Raw genomic sequence first — 16542 nt, 5'->3', positions numbered from 1 at the left:
TTTACAAACCGCCCTTGGCTAAATAGATTTCTGCTTGTCATGCTTTCAGTACCGGTAAAAATTGACGGTATCAGCGAAATCAGTTCAAATCAAGTTCAAATTAAGGTGGCATCTACGCACAAACACAGCTAAAACATTCCAATCCCTATGCCCGCCTCTCCTTCCAATTTTCAGACAGGCATTCCGCAATGATGACCGCAACCGCCAACAAACTGCTTTTCCTGCCCGGGGCATCTGGCAGCACCGAATTCTGGCAACCTGTCATCGACCGTCTGCCGCCGCCACCTGACTGCGTCATACAGGCTTATCCGGGATTTTGGGGTGAACCGCCGCAGCCGGATGTGAACAGTTTAGATGATTTAAGCCGTTGGATAGTCGGACAAATTCAGGAACCGGTCATTCCAGTGGCGCAATCAATGGGGGGCATTATCGCCGTGCAGGCCGCTTTGCAGAAACCGCATTTGGTGCAGGGGTTGGTATTGGCTGCCACTTCGGGCGGGATGGATATGCGGCGTTTTGCAGCGGCCGACTGGCGCACCGATTATCAGGTCGAAATGGCACAACTACCGCAATGGTTTGCCGACGCCCCACAGGATTTTATGCCCGACTTCGCCCGAATCCGCCAAAAAACCTTGCTGATTTGGGGAGGCAGCGATGCCATCAGTCCGCTGGCCGCAGGCAAATTCCTGCAACGCACCCTACCCGATGCGCAGCTGGCCGTGATACCGCAAGGCGGGCACGACATGGCCTTCAGCCATCCCGAGGAAGTGGCGCGACTGATTAGGCAATTTGTTTCGGCGCTGGCAGACGTTTGAACATGAGTGATAACATGCAATTGGTATAAAATTCCCAGCCCGATTCCCGTCCATGTAGGAAAATACAGAGGACTTGCGAAAATAACAGCGGATTGTCGTTTTCCGAGAATTTTCGTTTTTTGCAAATGTTTTTATCCATACCATACGCAAAGGCCGTCTGAAAGGCCAAACACCGCAGCTGCATTCCGACCAAGGTGTACTTTGCCGCACCGATGCTTATCGAACGAAACTGGCTGAGAAAGGGATGGTGCAAAGCATGTCGCGCAAAGGCACGTTGGGACAATGCACCGATGGAGAGTTTCTTCGGTACATTAAAAGAGAGCTTCTATCAGGAAGGTGCGCTGTCGGTGGCAGAATTGACTAGAGTGATAGATGATTGCATACGTTATTACAACCATGAACGGATTAGTTTAAACTTGAAAAAGCTGAGTTCTGTCGGCTACAGAACCCAGCTTGAAAAGGATGTTTAAGAAAGATTCTTAACTTGTCCAAGTATTGAGGGACAGTTCAAACGTTTCAGACGGCCTCATTCATTGATAATCGCTTATTCCGTAACCACCTTACGAATCAACTTCTCCGCGTTGGCCAACGTGTTTTCTACTTCAGCATAGTCGATTTTACTGTCCGCAATCAATGCGCGAGTATCATTAAACACCACTTTCACATGACCGTCGGCTTCCGTTACCAATACGCGCAGCGGCAATTGCAATGCAAATTCAGGATCCTTTACCATCAAAGGCGTACCGGCTTTCGGCGTACCAAACACAATCACTTTCGCCGGCTGCATATCCAAGCCGCTTTCTTTTGCCGCCGCTTGATGATCGATAACGGCAAACACATTCATGCCTTTTTCTTTGACTGCGCTTTGCAGGCGGTTAACGGTTTCGTCAAAAGTATACCGGCTGGCGGCTGAATGCGTTTTATTCGTCTGCGCGTCTTGTTGTATGGCTTGGGCTGGTTTAATGGCAGAGGTAGTACAAGCGGCAATTACCGTGGTAGCAAATACTGCAATAGCTAAAGTTTTTAATGATTTCATGAAATCTCCTTCTTATATTTTTAAATCAAGGCCGTCTGAAAATACTTTCTTTCAGACGGCCTCAATGATTATTTCAAACCTTTTTTCAATAAATCTTCATAGCCGCCATGATTGGTCACATTGGTGTAGCCTTCTTTTTTCAGCGCTTTCAAAGCGGCTTGGGCGCGGCGGCCACTGCGGCAATATAAATTAACCGGCGCATTTTTATCCGGACTGACTTGTTTGGTTTTGGCGGTGATTTCATTTACCGGAATATTAACCGCATTACGCAAATGACCTTGAGAAAATTCTTCCGGTGTCCGCACATCAATCCATACGCCTTTTGCTTTGGCAGGTTGTGCAGCAACTGCTTTTTCAGTCGGCTTGGCACCCACAGCATGCGCAGACAAAGGGGCAACCCATGCAACGGCAACAATTAACAACAGGATTTTTTGCATGGTTTCATCCTTAAAATAGTTTATGAAACGGTTTGAAATGATTTTGCACGATATTATTTTCAGACGGCCTTTGACTGCTCATTCGAATGGCAACTTTATTTAAGCTGATTTCAATTTCGCATTCACATCGCGCAATGCGGTGCGCAAGCCTTCTTCGATAACCGGATGATAGAAAGGCATATCCAACATTTGCGGAATGGTCATCTTCATTTGATGCGCCCACGCCAACAGATGCGCCAAGTGTTCGGCGGCAGGGCCAAAGATTTCTGTACCTAAGAATAATCCGGTACCTTGCTCGGCATAAACGCGCATATGGCCTTTGTTAACCAACATCACACGGCTGCGGCCTTGGTTTTTAAATGATACTTCACCGATGACAAATTGTTCTTCTGAGTATTTGGCAGAAACTTGTGTGTATTTCAAACCAATCGAAGCAATTTGCGGCGTGGTAAACACAACACCGATGGTGCTGCGGCGCAAGCCTTCTTCCAAATTCGGATAATGGCCGGCATTATCACCGGCGATTTTACCTTGATCAGAAGCTTCGTGCAGCAATGGTAATTGGTTAGACGCATCACCGGCGATGAAAATATTCGGAATGCTGGTTTGCATGGTCAACGGATCAGCAACCGGTACACCGCGGTCGTCCAATTTGATGTCCAAGTTTTCCAAACCAATGTTATCCACATTCGGGCGACGGCCAACAGCAGCCAACAGGTATTCTGCAGTGAATTCGCCACTTTCACCGTCTTGCTCCCATTTCACCACGACATTGCCGTCTTTATCCAATGCAGCTTCGGTTTGGGCATCCAAATGCAAGGTCATTTCTTCGCCAAATACGGCTTTGGCTTCTTCCAACACTACCGGATCAGAAATACCGCCCAAGTTGCCGCCCACGCCGAATACTTCGACTTTCACACCCAAGCGGTGCAAAGCTTGGCCCAATTCCAAACCAATCACGCCCGGACCGAATACTGCGACACTTTCCGGCAGTGTATCCCATGAAAATACATCGTCATTAATGATGACTTTATCGCCCAATGTTTGCCATTGCGGCAACATAACCGGACGTGACCCGGTGGCAATCACGATGGCTTTGGCTGTGATTTCGGTGTGGTCGTCAATTTGTACGGTATTGGCATCGATGAATTTAGCGGTGCCCATAATGCGTTTGTCGGCAGGCCATTCTTCTACGTCGCTCAACACGAAGCTGACGAAACGGTCACGCTCGGATTTGACGCGGTTCATCACTTCTTCGCCGTTAACCGTCACGCTGTCTTTATCCAAATGAATACCGAATGGATCGGTATGCAAAGCATGATGACGGGCTTCGGCAGCGGCAATCAATAATTTCGAAGGCATACAGCCGACGCGTGCGCAGGTTGTTCCATAGACGTGGCTTTCAACCAAGTAAACGCTGTCTGTGTGCAAACGGGCATTGCGGAACGCGCCCATACCGGCAGTACCGCCACCGATTACCACTACATCTGCTTGAATTTTTTTCATTGTTGATTCCTTTATGATTGCTGCCTAAAACTGTTCAAACGGCTTGATTGGTTTTTAAGAAATTCCGATTAAATTTAGTAATAACCGGCTTCCCTTGTAAATATAGAGTTATTCAGGTAATACCGCTATGTTCGGCATTACCTGAATAACTCTAACATTATTCAGGAAAGCAGCCCTAAGGCTGCTTTTCATCTTTTAGCGATTAATGATTAATCATGAATGATTAAAGAGCTGCCAAGTAAGCATCCAGCTCTTCGCTGCCGCCGATGTATTTGCCGCCGACAAATACTTGAGGAGCGGTCATCTTGCCGGTGATGGCGCGTACAGAAGTCACAGTTGCGTCTTTACCCAATACGATTTCTTCGTAAGACAAACCTTTGTCTTCCAGAGCTTTTTTAGCTTTAGCACAGAATTGGCAACCTGGTTTGGTGAAGATGGCGATGGATTCTTGAGATTTCCAGTCTGGTGCAATGTAGTTCAACATGGTATCAGCATCAGATACTTTGAACGGATCACCTGGTTCTTCCGGCTCGATGAACATTTTTTCTACTACGCCGTCGTTGACCAGCATAGAGTAGCGCCATGAACGTTTGCCAAAGCCTAAGTCGTTTTTATCAACCAACATGCCCATGCCTTCGGTAAATTCGCAGTTACCGTCAGGAATCATCACGATGTTGTCAGATTCTTCTTCAGCAGCCCAAGCGTTCATCACGAAAGTATCGTTTACAGAAACACAGCAAATTTCATCTACGCCGTTTTCTTTAAATGCTTTAGCTAATTCGTTGTAACGCGGCAAATGAGAAGAAGAACAAGTTGGGGTAAACGCACCAGGCAATGAGAATACCACTACTTTTTTCCCGGCAAACAATTCATCGGTAGATACGTCTTTCCAAGTGTCGCCAACGCGAGTGTGGAATACGACGCTAGGTACTTTTTGACCGGTACGATCTTGCAAAGCCATTTTAAGCTCCTTTTAGATTAGGGTTTAGTAAGGGTGTTGAAAATCCATAAGCACATTCTAAGCCACCGATTTCCATTTGTATAATTTATAGTTCAAATAATCTTAATAATTTAAAACTATAAATTATGTCATTGCTTCTAAAGCTGCAAATATAGGCCGTCTGAAAAATTTCAAGGTTTATTCAAAGCTATCTTTATCTGATTCAATAGTCTGCCGCACATAATTTTCCGCAATGTCTTTCAATTCATAACGGTCACTGTCCGGATATTCAGACGGCCTGTATAAAGGCGCAAAGTCTAATCGAATGCGGATTTTTTTCATAGAAATGATACGCCACAACGATGACACCAAGTTTACATCGGCATAGGAAGGTTCAATAGTGCGCCGCCCCAAACTGTCGTAATAGCGCAAAGCCACCACCTGAATCGGCGCACCGGCGTTAATGGCAGATTGGAACAAGGCTGCTTTAAAAGGCAAGACCTCTCTGCCTGAAGAAGTGCGCGCTTCGGGAAAAAAACTTACGCTTTGTCCGGAACGCAATGCCGCGCCTATCGCTTGATTAATCGGCTCAATGTCGCGGCGGGAATTACGGTTGATAAACACTGTGCCGGCATTTTTGCCCATTTTGCCCAATACCGGCCATTTGCCGATTTCCTGTTTGGCAATAAAACTGCTCGGGTACACCGCACTCATGGCAAAAATGTCCAACCAAGACACATGATTGGCCACAACTAAAGTACCGTTTACCGATTGTTGCTGCGGCGGAGTGCCTATTTCCAGTTCGATATCCAATGCATTCAGCGCGCCTTGGCCTAAAGCGAGCACTGCCTGATTGCGTTGTGCGGGATTATTACCATCAATATTGCTCAAGTTTTTAGCAGTTTGATAAAGCCACGCCGTCAAACGGGATAAGCGGCGCAGGCGTGTGGTAAATGAGGCTTTTGGAGAAGACATATTTTTCTTATATTCCATTTGTTTTCAGACAGCCGGAACTTTACCCGGCCTTATTTTTGGCAATGCAGACAATAAAAAGTACCGCGTTGGCTCAAAGTCTGCTTTTGAATCAATTGGCCGCATTGCAGACAAGGCTCGTTGTGTCTACCGTAAACAGCATATTCCTGCTGAAAATAACCGCTTTTACCATCACTATTGACGAAATCGCGCAAAGTGCTGCCACCGGTATCAATGGCACGTTGCAACACTGCTTTAACGGTTTCAACCAATAAGGCGCATTCTTTTTTAGTCACTTTATTAGCCGGGCGCTGTGGCAAAATGCCTGCTTTAAACAAGCTTTCGTTAGCATAAATATTGCCCACGCCCACCACAACGGTATTATCCATTAAAGCCAGTTTCACCGCACGCTTCAGCGGTTTTAATTTTTGATACAGATATTCGGCATTAAAATCATCAGACAAAGGTTCGGGGCCTAATTTTTCCAATAAAGGATGATGTTCGGCAATGCCTTCATACCATAAAAATGCGCCAAACCTGCGCGGATCATGATAACGAAGCAATGTGCCGTCTGAAAAACATATTTCAACGTGATCATGTTTATCATGCGTCTTTATGTGTTCGTCACCTGCCGTAAAAATCCGCAAGCTACCCGACATACCTAAATGAATCAGCAAAATACCGGTATCAAATTGAATGATTAAATATTTCGCGCGACGCTGGCAATCAAGTACAGTTTGCCCAGTCAAAATCTGCGCCAATTCAGGATGAATCGGCCAACGTAACTTAGGCTGGCACACCTCAACCGCTGATACGGTTTTCGTAGCAATGTGCGGGCTAATCCCGCGCAAGGTGGTTTCTACTTCAGGCAATTCCGGCATAATCGTTAAATAAGAATAATTTTACAAAGAAAGCGAAACAATAAAACCAACAACATTTATTTTAAAGGGTCAGCCCGTCTGAAAAAGGTAAAACTCTGCAAAATACCCTAATAACCCTCCGCGCGGGCAATCGTTAAAGCCACAGGCTGCTCTGCCAACTCTTCCTCAAGCTCAGGTAACGGCGTTACCCCTGCCATGCGCTTGACCAATACCAAACCATACACCGCTGCACACTGCGGCCACCAACGATCGCCCGCCTTTTCCAAAAATTGCCAAAATTTCAACGAAGATGCCTGCTCTACCGGCGGCACGTACACCATAAATTGCCCGTATTCGATTTCAAAACCCAAATCCTGAATCTGCTGCTTAAATTGCGACAAGGTAAAACAGTTCTCTTTCTGTGGCAAGCGTTTACCATCAAACCACTCGCGGCCACACCAAAGCGAATTCAAATTAAAGCCTGTCACAACCAGCTTGCCGCCATGCTTCAATACTCTGGCCGATTCAGCCAGCGCCAAAAGCGGCGAATCACTGTATTCATGGCTGTGTGGCAGCAGCAGCATATTCAAAGATTGGCTTTCCCAAGCCATTTCACTCGCGCTCATGCGTATATCATCGGGAACATAAATAAGCCGTTCAGACGGCCTCAACCAAGTTTGCCCGATTTGTACTGCCTGTTCATTTGCAGCAAGATGCACATGTTTTTGGAAAAACTTCCGCTCTTTTTGCGCAACATATTGTCCTATTACGGTTTGTTCAAACCAATTATTCATTTGCGCTCCTTGTCTTCAGACGGCCTCATTATAAATTCGGGTATCAATTTATACCATAATGTCAAGTTTTTACACTAACATCATAACCTTAATCAAAAAGTTGGCATTAAGGCCACAGTATCGACAAATACCAAGCTTATTAGCTTGACGTTCACAACATCAAACAGTAGTATCGAACTGACAAAATTTATTCTATCTTACTATTATTTTTGACTATGGCAAAACTGAAAACGATTGCTCTCACCATTTCCGGTATTTCCGCCGTTTCCGGCGCTACTTACGCACAAGCAGCCAGCAACGCTACTCCTAATCAAGTCGGTATGGCAATGATGCGTTTGAATTCCGCATTGCTCGACCAAGCCAAATCACAAACCTTCGGCTCCGGCAGCTTATGGGCTTCCCTGCGTAAAGACTTCCGCATGAGTGAAGTCAACACCGAATTGGTTCGTCACCATGAAGGTAAATTTGCGGCTGGCCGTGCTTATTTCGACCGAACCATCAATCGCAGCAAACCTTATATGTATCATATTGCCACTGAAGTTAAAAAGCGCAATATGCCTGCCGAAATCGCTCTGCTGCCTTTCATTGAAAGTGCGTATGTGACCAAAGCAAAATCACATGTCGGTGCTTCAGGTTTGTGGCAATTTATGCCGGCTACCGGCCGCCATTACGGTTTGGAAAAAACTGCATTATACGATGGACGCCATGACGTTTACGCCGCTACAAATGCCGCATTAAATTATTTGGAATATCTGCATGGTCTGTTCGGAGACTGGTCTTTGGCTTTGGCTGCCTATAACTGGGGTGAAGGTAATGTTGGCCGTGCGATTAACCGCGCACGTGCGCAAGGCTTGGAACCAACTTACGAAAACCTACGTATGCCGAACGAAACACGCAATTACGTGCCGAAATTATTGGCTGTGCGTAACATTGTTGCCAATCCGCAAGCTTACGGCATGAATGTCAGCGAAATCAGCAATCAGCCATATTTCAAAGCAGTTGACATTGACCGACCGATTGACCACAGCGCCATTACCCGTTTGGCTAACATTGGCGAAAGCGAATTTTTAGTATTGAATCCCGCGTTTAATGCACCGGTGTTCATTCCTAAACCCGACCGCAAATTATTATTACCGGCCAGCGCCGCTGAAACCTTTGAAAAAAACTACCGTAACGCCAAACCGGAAACTTTACTGTCTTGGGATGTATACACTTCCTTCAACAATACACGATTGAGCGATATCGCTGCGGAAACCGGCATGAGCGTGGCCGAAATCAAACGTTTAAACGGCATCAGCGGTCATTCACTGTCTGGCGGACGCAGCATTTTGGTGGCGAAAAACAGTTTAAGCAGTGACAATAACACGTCGATTAATTTCATTGACATCGACAATACGCCGGATACTTACCGTTCAAATATGCCTGAAATGGCACCGATTCAATTGGCCAGCAACGCCAAAGTAGCCGATACTTTTGCTGCCAATATCGTGACCCCGACTGCCAAATCAAGCAAATCGATTGATTTTGTCAGCCGAACACAGGCTGGATATGGTGCCACGCCTACTACTGAAGCTGTTATTGCCGCGGCTACACCACAACCGCCATCTGTTGAGCCTACCCCTGATCCGGTTGAAGTGATTGCCGCTATTGCACAAACCGAAACGGTTGTTGCAGAAGCGAAACCATCAGCTCCTGCACCAATGAGCTTGGCTTCAGGCTTAGTTGCCAACGCAGCAGACACGACAACTGAAAAAGCAGTTGAAATCGCCCTCAACGCTACACCGGAACCGGTTACAGCAGAAGTGGCTTTGACTGAGCCGTTGCCGCTGCCGACTCAAGGTCAGCAAGCTGAAGAGCCTAACCAAGATACTGATTCTTTGATGGCTTTGGTACAAGATTCTACTTCGCGCATTCAGGCCGCAGAAATTGTTCAAGAAACCGTTGACAAGCTGAATGAGCAAGAAAATGCAGCGAAAGCTCGCGCAACACGATTGGCTGAAAATAAAGCAAAACAGCAACAACGCGTTGCTACCCGTTTGGCGCGCGCTAAAACAGCCGAATCAACACAAACCGTTGCCGGCGGCATGCACCGCGTAGCTGAAGGTGATACTTTGTACAATATTTCGCAACGCTATAATTTGAGCGTAGCCGACTTGATTACCGCCAACAACATCAAAGGCAACAACATTCGTAAAGGCCAATTATTACGTGTTGCTGCTGCGAAGCCAAAAGCCAATGCAGCTAAAGTAAAAAGCGTAGCTTACACTGTGCGCAAAGGTGATACTTTGAACACCATCGCCAACCGGTTCGATGTAAATGTCAATGATATTCGCCGCTGGAACAAAAATACCCGTACTGTTACGCCCGGCCAACGTTTGAAATTACAAGGCAGTTAATACAAGAAAAAAGAACCGCAATGCGGTTCTTTTTTCTATTGTTTTGATCGCTACGGTAGATTATCTAATCGGTTATATAAAAAAAAGGAATGCAGAAAACCGCATTCCTTTTATTTTCAGACGGCCTTGAGCCAATTACCCGCATTTAGCTGCCGGACGGCTTGATTTACCGTAACCGCCTTTACCGCCAAAATCACCGCCTGCTTTACGTTTTCCTTTAAAATCCGAGCTGCTCTTTTTAAAGCCTTCTGATTTTTTAAAGCCTTCGCTGCGTGGTTTAAAACCGTCGTCACTGCGTTCGCTGCGGGTCTTTCCAGCAAAGCCACCTTCGCCGCGAGGTTTACCGCCTTTGCGATCACCAAATTTACGGTCACGATCACCGTAGCCGCCTTTGGTAAATCGGCCGCCGTTGCCTTTCGGTTTACCGCCGGTAGATTTGCGTTTGCGGGTCGGTTCCATGCCTTCCACGGTCACTTCATTCAATTTGCGGTCGATGTATTTTTCAATTTTGTGTACTTTAATGTATTCGTTCACTTCGGCAAACGTCACTGCAATACCAGTACGGCCCGCGCGGCCGGTACGTCCGATACGGTGTACATAATCTTCTGCCTGCTTCGGCAAATCGTAATTAATCACGTGTGTGATGGTCGGTACATCGATGCCACGCGCAGCCACATCGGTCGCCACCAAGATTTTACAACGGCCTTTGCGTAAATCCATTAAGGTACGGTTACGCCAGCCTTGTGGCATATCACCATGCAAACAGTTGGCGGCAAAACCTTTTTCATACAGCTCATCAGCCAAAACTTCGGTCATGGCTTTGGTTGAGGTAAAAATCACGCACTGATCGATATTGGCATCGCGCAAAATATGGTCGAGCAAGCGGTTTTTATGGCGCATATCGTCGCAATACAATAATTGTTCTTCGATTTTGCCTTGATCGTCAACACGTTCAACTTCAATCACTTCCGGGTTCTTGGTCAGTTTACGCGCCAATTTGCCGACAGCACCGTCCCAAGTTGCAGAGAACAACAAAGTTTGGCGGTCTTCCGGCGTGGCTTCAACGATGGTTTCGATGTCGTCGATGAAACCCATATCCAGCATACGGTCGGCTTCGTCCAGAATCAACACTTCCAAGCGGTCGAAATCGATTTTGCCACTGCTCATCAAGTCCATCAAACGTCCCGGCGTAGCTACCACCAAGTCAACCGGCTTGCTCAAAGCACGGGTTTGATAGCCGAAAGAGGCACCGCCAACAATACTGACCGTGCGGAACCAGCGCATGTTTTGCGCGTAAGTCAGCACATTTTTCTCTACTTGCGCGGCCAATTCACGAGTCGGAGTCAGCACCAAAGCGCGCGGTCCTTTACCGTTTTTTTCGCTGCGTTTGGTCAAGCGTTGCAAGGTTGGCAGTAAAAATGCGGCAGTTTTACCCGAGCCGGTTTGCGCCGAGGCCATGATGTCGCTGCCTTCCAAAGCCACCGGCACCGACTGCGCCTGAATCGGGGTTGGGGATTCGTAACCCACGCTTTGCAACGCAGACAAAATATTTTTATCGAGATTTAAATCAACAAATTTAATAGACATGACTATCCTAAAGACACAACAACAACTTCCGACTGAACATTTCAGACGGCCTGAAGCAAAGGATAAGTAACGGGAATAAGTTACAAGGTTGTCGCAAGCCCTTTGGCTTGTAAGTTAACATCGACAACAACCTGCAAATATGCGTGAAAGCAAAAAGATATAAGAAACACGGCAGAATACCGGTTAATAGGTTTGAAGACGATGGCTTCATAAAAAATAAAGACGAATGGCGGATAATATAGACTTCGCCATATTCGGTCAAGCACAAATACGTTAATTGGCGTAAAATAGCCATTTTATTCAGCAGGCCGTCTGAAAATGACCGACATCACACCATTCGCCAACCGCTTGGGCAAAAACATCAAACACCTGATGAAATGGGCCAAACGCAACCAAATCGAAGCCTGGCGCATCTACGACCGCGATATTCCGCAATTTCCCTTTGCCATCGATGTGTATGGCGACCACATCCATTTGCAGGAATACGACACCGGCTGGTTGATGCAGCCGGAAGAATATGAGGCATGGCTGGACGATGTTTTGGAAGCCGTTGGTTTTGTCACCGGCTTTGCGCCCGGGCAAATCCACCTCAAACGCCGTGAGCGCCAAAAAGGCACGCAGCAATATGAGAAAACCGGTAAATCCGGCGAAGATTTCATCATCAGCGAAAACGGACGCCGCTTCTGGGTCAATCTCGATAAATATCTAGATACAGGCCTCTTTCTTGACCACCGCAACACCCGCAAAAAAGTCGGTGACAGCGCGCAAGGCAAACGCTTTTCAAACCTGTTTTCCTATACCGGCAGCTTTACCGTATACGCCGCAACCGGCGGCGCCGTCAGCAGTGAAACCGTCGATTTATCCAATACTTATCTCGATTGGGCCAAACGCAATTTTGAATTAAACGGCATCAACTTGGCCACACACAAAATCGTACGCGCCGATGTGTTCCAATATTTGAAAAGCGCCGAAGCCGAAGGCAAAAAGTTTGACCTGATTGTGATGGATCCGCCGAGCTTTTCCAACAGCAAAAAAATGCTCGATATTCTCGACATCCAGCGCGACCAGATGACCTTAATCAACGGCGCCATGAAGCTGCTTGCTTCAGACGGCCTGATGTATTTTTCAAACAATTTACGCAGCTTTGAACTGAATCCCGAAGTCAGCGAAAAATACACCGTGAAAGATGTAAGCAAACAATCTGTTCCCGATGATTTCCGCAACAAAAAAATCCATCAATGTTGGGAAATACGCCATAAATAGTTAGACGGCTTGAAATCAAACAAGGCTGTCTGAAAAACAACTGATTAAACATAAGGAGACATGATGTCTGCACTCGAATTGATTTCACGCAATAAAATGTTCAACGGTCAGCAAGAGCGCTACCGCCACGCATCAAGTGTCAATCACTGCGACATGACTTTCAGCATTTATCTGCCGCCCCAAGTGCTGCAAGGCTACCGCGTGCCGGTGTTGTATTGGCTCTCAGGTTTGGCCTGCAACGATGAAAACTTTACCCAAAAGTCCGGCGCGCAACGCTGTGCTGCACAATGGGGCATTGCCTTGGTCATGCCTGACACTTCGCCCCGCGGCGACAACATGGCCGATGACGAAGGCTACGACTTGGGCAAAGGCGCAGGTTTCTATGTCAACGCCACGCAAGCGCCTTGGGCAGAACATTACCGCATGTACGACTATATAGTCGAAGAGCTGCCCGCTTTGATTGAAGCCAATTTTCCGGTCACCGCACAGCGCAGTATTTTCGGCCACAGCATGGGCGGCCACGGCGCATTGCAAATTGCCTTGAAAAATCCCGAGCGCTACGCTGCCGTTTCTGCCTTTGCACCGATTGTGAACCCGAGCGCAACACCGTGGGGGCAAAAAGCCTTCGCCGCCTATTTGGGCGATAATCCAACCGCATGGCAAGCCTACGACAGCACCGCCCTCGTTAAGACGGCCTCAAAAAAACTGCCTATTCTGATCGATCAAGGCGATGCCGACCAGTTCTATCCGAAAGAATTACAACCGGAAACCTTTGTCAACGCTGCCCGCGGTAATGGATTTAACGTTCAATTCAAACAACGCGAAGGATATGACCACAGCTATTTCTTCATTGCCAGCTTTATCGACAGCCACATCGAATTTCATGCCGAAGCATTGGGACTGTAATTATCCGCGTAGCTATTCACTGAGGCCGTCTGAAAATACACTTTATTTTTCAGACGGCTTTTCTGCGACTACATCTCATTTATATCAAATAATTACTATTATTTACATGACATCAATAATATCTATCCGTATTGTTCAGCATTTTAAGTAAAATATTGTAATTATTGATTTATTAGGATAACATTCTTTTGTATTTTAGTTGACTTAAATCAATAATAATTCTTATATTAATCGACAAAGCCCCTATTCCGAAATAAAGTTACATCATTATCCACGCTAAATTGAAGGAAAATAAAATGAGTACTCAGCGTAATGTCAATGGTAAAGTAATTTTATGGACAACCTTAATCGGTGGTTTCATTAGCTCTTTGGTGAAATGGGGCTCAGAAGTAAACATGCCGCCGCGTATGCCGGGCGAAATTTCGCCGCCGGGTGCCAATATCGATGCGTGGCTTGGCTGGTTGGGCTTAACCAGCATTCCTTGGATTACATGTTTCAAGGCAACAGCATTTTAGGCGCGGTGACGCTGTATCACTGGCTGTTTAGCTTTGTGTTCGCATTTGTTTATGTAGTCGGTTCGATGTATTGGTCGAAAATGCGTGCATGGTACGGCGCGTTATACGGCATCATCATCACCGTGGTTATGCATGGCGCTTTGATTCCGATGTTCGGCTTCCGCTATCCGGCTTACGCGCCTGAAGGCGTGAACGGTTGGCTGTGGAATCTGAACGCCGCCGAATTGTGGAGCGAATTCTTAGGTCATGTTTACTGGTCGGTTTCGATTGAGATTTGTATGATTGCTGTTTTGGCACACTTTGCCCGCCCGATTTACGGCGTATGGTGGAAAGATTAATAATTTAGTTTTGATGGTTTAAAGGCCGTCTGAAAAGCTGAACAGTTTTTCAGACGGCCTTTTGCTATAATCGCCATTCTGATTTTAAGTTTTTTACACGGAAAATTGCCATGTCCCGAATTGCCGCCCTGCCCGATCATCTTGTCAACCAAATTGCCGCCGGCGAAGTGGTTGAACGGCCTGCCAATGCGTTGAAAGAAATTGTTGAAAACAGTATTGATGCGGGTGCGACGGCGATTGATGTCGAGCTTTCCGGCGGCGGCATCCGCTTGATTCGTGTCACCGACAACGGCTCGGGTATCCACGCCGATGACATTGAATTGGCGCTACACCGCCATGCCACCAGTAAAATTAAGAGCTTAAATGATTTGGAACATGTCGCCAGCATGGGGTTTCGCGGCGAAGGTTTGGCCAGCATCGCTTCAGTATCGCGCCTGACCTTAACCAGCCGCCAAGCCGGCAGCGCACATGCCAACCAAGTGAAAGCGGAAGACGGCAAAATCAGCGAACCAAGCGCAGCGGCGCATCCTGTCGGTACCAGCATCGAAGTGGCCGAACTTTTCTTCAACACGCCCGCACGGCGCAAGTTTCTCAAATCGGAAAACACCGAATACGCCCATTGCGCCACCATGCTCGAGCGCTTGGCCTTGGCGCATCCGCACATCGCCTTTTCACTCAAGCGCGACGGTAAAAGCGTGTTCCATTATCCAACTCAAAGCCTGAATCAGCGTATTGAGGCGATTGTCGGCGATGATTTTCAGACGGCCTCGCTGGAAATCGGCAGCGGTAACGGCGCTTTGCGTTTATACGGCGCGATTGCCAAACCGACTTTTGCCAAGGGCAAAACCGACAAACAATATTGCTTCGTCAATCACCGTTTTGTGAAAGACAAAGTCATCATGCACGCGGTAAAACAGGCTTACCGCGATGTATTGCACAATGCGCTCACCCCGGCCTTTGTGCTGTTTCTCGATTTGCCGCCGGAAGCGGTCGATGTCAACGTGCATCCGACCAAAACCGAAATCCGTTTCCGCGACAGCCAGCAGGTGCACCAATTGGTTTTCCACACGCTCAACAAAGCCTTGGCCGATACCCGCGCCGACCAAACCGAAAGCGTGACCAACGCCGGCGGTATTTTGCACGATATGCGGGGCGTGAACAAACCGTCTGAATCGGAGAACACAGCAAGCGATATGCCGTCTGAACATTCCGTCCGGCGGGAAAACCAAGCGTTTCACACCAGCTATGCCGATATTGCCCGTCCGAATGTTTCAGACGGCCTGCCATCCTCTTCCGGCAAAACTGCGCCTATGCCTTATCAGACCGCACGCGTGCCGCAGCAGCGTTCGTTGTCTTTGCGCGAAAGCCAAGCGGCAATGAACACCTATGCCGAATTATTTAAGCGAACCGGGCCTGACGACATCGAATTGGCGCAATTCGAGCAAGCCCGATTTGGCGGTATGGAGCAACATAGTTCTGCAGCATCCAATCCGCTTTCAGACGGCCTAAGCCGCCCCGAAACGCCGCCGCTGGGTTTTGCCATCGCCCAACTATTAGGCATTTACATTCTTGCCCAAGCCGAAGAGAGCCTGCTGCTGATCGATATGCACGCCGCGGCCGAGCGCGTGAATTACGAAAAAATGAAAAGCCAGCGCGATAATCTCGGCAGCCTGCAAAGCCAGCGGCTGCTGATTCCCGTCACCTTCTCCGCCAGCCACGAAGAATGCGCCACCCTTGCCGACCATGCCGAAATATTACAGGCCTTCGGCTTGGATATGTCCGACATGGGCGGCAACACCATCGCCGTGCGTGCCGTGCCGAATATGCTCGGCAAAGCCGATGTCGCAGCGCTGGCCAAAGACGTGTTGCAAGAATTGGCACAGACCGGCGAGAGCCAAACCATTGCCGCGCGCGAAAACCAAATCTTAGCCACCATGTCATGCCACGGCTCCGTGCGTGCCGGCCGACAGCTCACCATTCCCGAAATGAATGCCCTGTTGCGCGACATGGAAAACACACCGCGCAGCAACCAATGCAACCACGGCCGCCCGACTTGGGTAAAACTGACTTTGAAGGAGTTGGATGCGTTATTTTTGCGTGGCCAGTAAAGAATTGAATTTGATATGATTGCTGATTGAATAACAAGGCCGTCTGAAAGCTTCAGACAGCCCTAAAAA

At 47.6% G+C, this 16542-nt stretch carries 16 protein-coding genes; 8 read left to right on the top strand and 8 right to left on the bottom strand.

The window, feature by feature from the left end:
* The first annotated feature begins 188 nt into the window (after nucleotides 1-188).
* Together ACFPVS_RS02140 and ACFPVS_RS02135 are read left to right on the top strand one after the other, a co-directional pair.
* On the top strand, nucleotides 189-815 hold the full coding sequence (locus ACFPVS_RS02140; protein ID WP_378595292.1) for an alpha/beta fold hydrolase: 627 nt from the start codon (nucleotides 189-191) through the stop codon (nucleotides 813-815).
* Between the two features lie 212 nt (nucleotides 816-1027).
* Entirely contained in the window at nucleotides 1028-1285 is a 258-nt protein-coding gene (locus ACFPVS_RS02135) for an IS3 family transposase (protein ID WP_123803700.1), read from the top strand.
* Between the two features lie 74 nt (nucleotides 1286-1359).
* Here ACFPVS_RS02135 and ACFPVS_RS02130 read toward each other — a convergent pair whose 3' ends face one another.
* From ACFPVS_RS02130 to ACFPVS_RS02100, 7 genes are all read right to left on the bottom strand, one after another.
* On the bottom strand, nucleotides 1360-1851 hold the full coding sequence (locus tag ACFPVS_RS02130; protein WP_096295266.1) for a DUF302 domain-containing protein: 492 nt from the start codon (nucleotides 1849-1851) through the stop codon (nucleotides 1360-1362).
* Nucleotides 1852-1919: 68 nt separating this feature from the next.
* Nucleotides 1920-2288, bottom strand: a complete 369-nt coding sequence (locus ACFPVS_RS02125; RefSeq protein WP_096295267.1) for a rhodanese-like domain-containing protein — start codon at nucleotides 2286-2288, stop codon at nucleotides 1920-1922.
* A 99-nt stretch (nucleotides 2289-2387) separates the two neighbouring features.
* Nucleotides 2388-3794 (bottom strand): dihydrolipoyl dehydrogenase, encoded by a 1407-nt coding sequence (locus ACFPVS_RS02120; RefSeq protein WP_096295268.1) that lies wholly within the window; start codon nucleotides 3792-3794, stop codon nucleotides 2388-2390.
* A 223-nt stretch (nucleotides 3795-4017) separates the two neighbouring features.
* Complete coding sequence (locus ACFPVS_RS02115; protein ID WP_096295269.1) at nucleotides 4018-4755, bottom strand: glutathione peroxidase; 738 nt, start codon at nucleotides 4753-4755, stop codon at nucleotides 4018-4020.
* A 177-nt stretch (nucleotides 4756-4932) separates the two neighbouring features.
* Nucleotides 4933-5709 (bottom strand): 1-acylglycerol-3-phosphate O-acyltransferase, encoded by a 777-nt coding sequence (locus ACFPVS_RS02110; protein WP_096296116.1) that lies wholly within the window; start codon nucleotides 5707-5709, stop codon nucleotides 4933-4935.
* 50 nt (nucleotides 5710-5759) lie between these two features.
* Nucleotides 5760-6587 carry a bifunctional DNA-formamidopyrimidine glycosylase/DNA-(apurinic or apyrimidinic site) lyase gene (mutM, locus tag ACFPVS_RS02105; protein ID WP_096295270.1) on the bottom strand — a complete coding sequence of 276 codons (828 nt, stop codon included), beginning with the start codon at nucleotides 6585-6587 and terminating at the stop codon, nucleotides 5760-5762.
* Nucleotides 6588-6694: 107 nt separating this feature from the next.
* The gene (locus ACFPVS_RS02100) at nucleotides 6695-7360 is read right to left on the bottom strand and encodes a class I SAM-dependent methyltransferase (RefSeq protein ID WP_123803704.1); all 666 of its coding nucleotides are present in this window, start codon (nucleotides 7358-7360) and stop codon (nucleotides 6695-6697) included.
* Nucleotides 7361-7575: 215 nt separating this feature from the next.
* Between ACFPVS_RS02100 and ACFPVS_RS02095 the strand changes: the two genes are divergently transcribed.
* On the top strand, nucleotides 7576-9756 hold the full coding sequence (locus ACFPVS_RS02095) for a LysM peptidoglycan-binding domain-containing protein (protein ID WP_096295271.1): 2181 nt from the start codon (nucleotides 7576-7578) through the stop codon (nucleotides 9754-9756).
* Nucleotides 9757-9891: 135 nt separating this feature from the next.
* Here the strand turns inward: ACFPVS_RS02095 and ACFPVS_RS02090 are convergent, their stop codons facing one another.
* A complete protein-coding gene (locus ACFPVS_RS02090; protein WP_123803706.1) occupies nucleotides 9892-11343 on the bottom strand; it encodes a DEAD/DEAH box helicase in 1452 nt (483 codons plus the stop codon).
* A 318-nt stretch (nucleotides 11344-11661) separates the two neighbouring features.
* On the opposite strand from ACFPVS_RS02090, the gene ACFPVS_RS02085 reads away from it, so the two are divergent.
* From ACFPVS_RS02085 to mutL, 5 genes are all read left to right on the top strand, one after another.
* Nucleotides 11662-12606: a class I SAM-dependent methyltransferase gene (locus ACFPVS_RS02085; RefSeq protein WP_096295272.1), complete on the top strand. Its 945-nt coding sequence runs from the start codon at nucleotides 11662-11664 to the stop codon at nucleotides 12604-12606.
* Nucleotides 12607-12669: 63 nt separating this feature from the next.
* A complete protein-coding gene (fghA, locus tag ACFPVS_RS02080; RefSeq protein WP_096295273.1) occupies nucleotides 12670-13512 on the top strand; it encodes an S-formylglutathione hydrolase in 843 nt (280 codons plus the stop codon).
* A 296-nt stretch (nucleotides 13513-13808) separates the two neighbouring features.
* Nucleotides 13809-14027, top strand: a complete 219-nt coding sequence (locus ACFPVS_RS02075) for a hypothetical protein (protein WP_198345236.1) — start codon at nucleotides 13809-13811, stop codon at nucleotides 14025-14027.
* On the top strand, nucleotides 14003-14365 hold the full coding sequence (locus ACFPVS_RS02070; RefSeq protein WP_232507588.1) for a DUF1440 domain-containing protein: 363 nt from the start codon (nucleotides 14003-14005) through the stop codon (nucleotides 14363-14365). The genes ACFPVS_RS02075 and ACFPVS_RS02070 overlap by 25 nt, the downstream gene beginning before the upstream one ends.
* Before the next feature lie 110 nt (nucleotides 14366-14475).
* Nucleotides 14476-16473, top strand: a complete 1998-nt coding sequence (mutL, locus tag ACFPVS_RS02065; RefSeq protein ID WP_096295274.1) for a DNA mismatch repair endonuclease MutL — start codon at nucleotides 14476-14478, stop codon at nucleotides 16471-16473.
* The last annotated feature ends 69 nt before the right edge of the window (nucleotides 16474-16542 follow it).

It is taken from the genome of Neisseria weixii (assembly GCF_042658245.1).
In the GTDB taxonomy this organism is placed as follows: Bacteria; Pseudomonadota; Gammaproteobacteria; order Burkholderiales; family Neisseriaceae; genus Neisseria; species Neisseria weixii.
The sequence above is the reverse complement of the archived record's forward strand: the minus strand, read 5'-3'. Positions and strand labels throughout refer to the sequence as shown.

What these genes read in the sequence shown, in the direction of transcription:
- ACFPVS_RS02140 (WP_378595292.1), top strand. Translation starts at nt 189, where the DNA reads ATGATGACCGCAACCGCCAACAAACTGCTTTTCCTGCCCGGGGCATCT.
- mutM (WP_096295270.1), bottom strand. Translation starts at nt 6,587, where the DNA reads ATGCCGGAATTGCCTGAAGTAGAAACCACCTTGCGCGGGATTAGCCCG.
- ACFPVS_RS02125 (WP_096295267.1), bottom strand. Translation starts at nt 2,288, where the DNA reads ATGCAAAAAATCCTGTTGTTAATTGTTGCCGTTGCATGGGTTGCCCCT.
- ACFPVS_RS02135 (WP_123803700.1), top strand. Translation starts at nt 1,028, where the DNA reads ATGCTTATCGAACGAAACTGGCTGAGAAAGGGATGGTGCAAAGCATGT.
- ACFPVS_RS02120 (WP_096295268.1), bottom strand. Translation starts at nt 3,794, where the DNA reads ATGAAAAAAATTCAAGCAGATGTAGTGGTAATCGGTGGCGGTACTGCC.
- mutL (WP_096295274.1), top strand. Translation starts at nt 14,476, where the DNA reads ATGTCCCGAATTGCCGCCCTGCCCGATCATCTTGTCAACCAAATTGCC.
- ACFPVS_RS02070 (WP_232507588.1), top strand. Translation starts at nt 14,003, where the DNA reads ATGTTTCAAGGCAACAGCATTTTAGGCGCGGTGACGCTGTATCACTGG.
- ACFPVS_RS02100 (WP_123803704.1), bottom strand. Translation starts at nt 7,360, where the DNA reads ATGAATAATTGGTTTGAACAAACCGTAATAGGACAATATGTTGCGCAA.
- ACFPVS_RS02115 (WP_096295269.1), bottom strand. Translation starts at nt 4,755, where the DNA reads ATGGCTTTGCAAGATCGTACCGGTCAAAAAGTACCTAGCGTCGTATTC.
- ACFPVS_RS02095 (WP_096295271.1), top strand. Translation starts at nt 7,576, where the DNA reads ATGGCAAAACTGAAAACGATTGCTCTCACCATTTCCGGTATTTCCGCC.
- ACFPVS_RS02090 (WP_123803706.1), bottom strand. Translation starts at nt 11,343, where the DNA reads ATGTCTATTAAATTTGTTGATTTAAATCTCGATAAAAATATTTTGTCT.
- fghA (WP_096295273.1), top strand. Translation starts at nt 12,670, where the DNA reads ATGTCTGCACTCGAATTGATTTCACGCAATAAAATGTTCAACGGTCAG.
- ACFPVS_RS02110 (WP_096296116.1), bottom strand. Translation starts at nt 5,709, where the DNA reads ATGTCTTCTCCAAAAGCCTCATTTACCACACGCCTGCGCCGCTTATCC.
- ACFPVS_RS02075 (WP_198345236.1), top strand. Translation starts at nt 13,809, where the DNA reads ATGAGTACTCAGCGTAATGTCAATGGTAAAGTAATTTTATGGACAACC.
- ACFPVS_RS02085 (WP_096295272.1), top strand. Translation starts at nt 11,662, where the DNA reads ATGACCGACATCACACCATTCGCCAACCGCTTGGGCAAAAACATCAAA.
- ACFPVS_RS02130 (WP_096295266.1), bottom strand. Translation starts at nt 1,851, where the DNA reads ATGAAATCATTAAAAACTTTAGCTATTGCAGTATTTGCTACCACGGTA.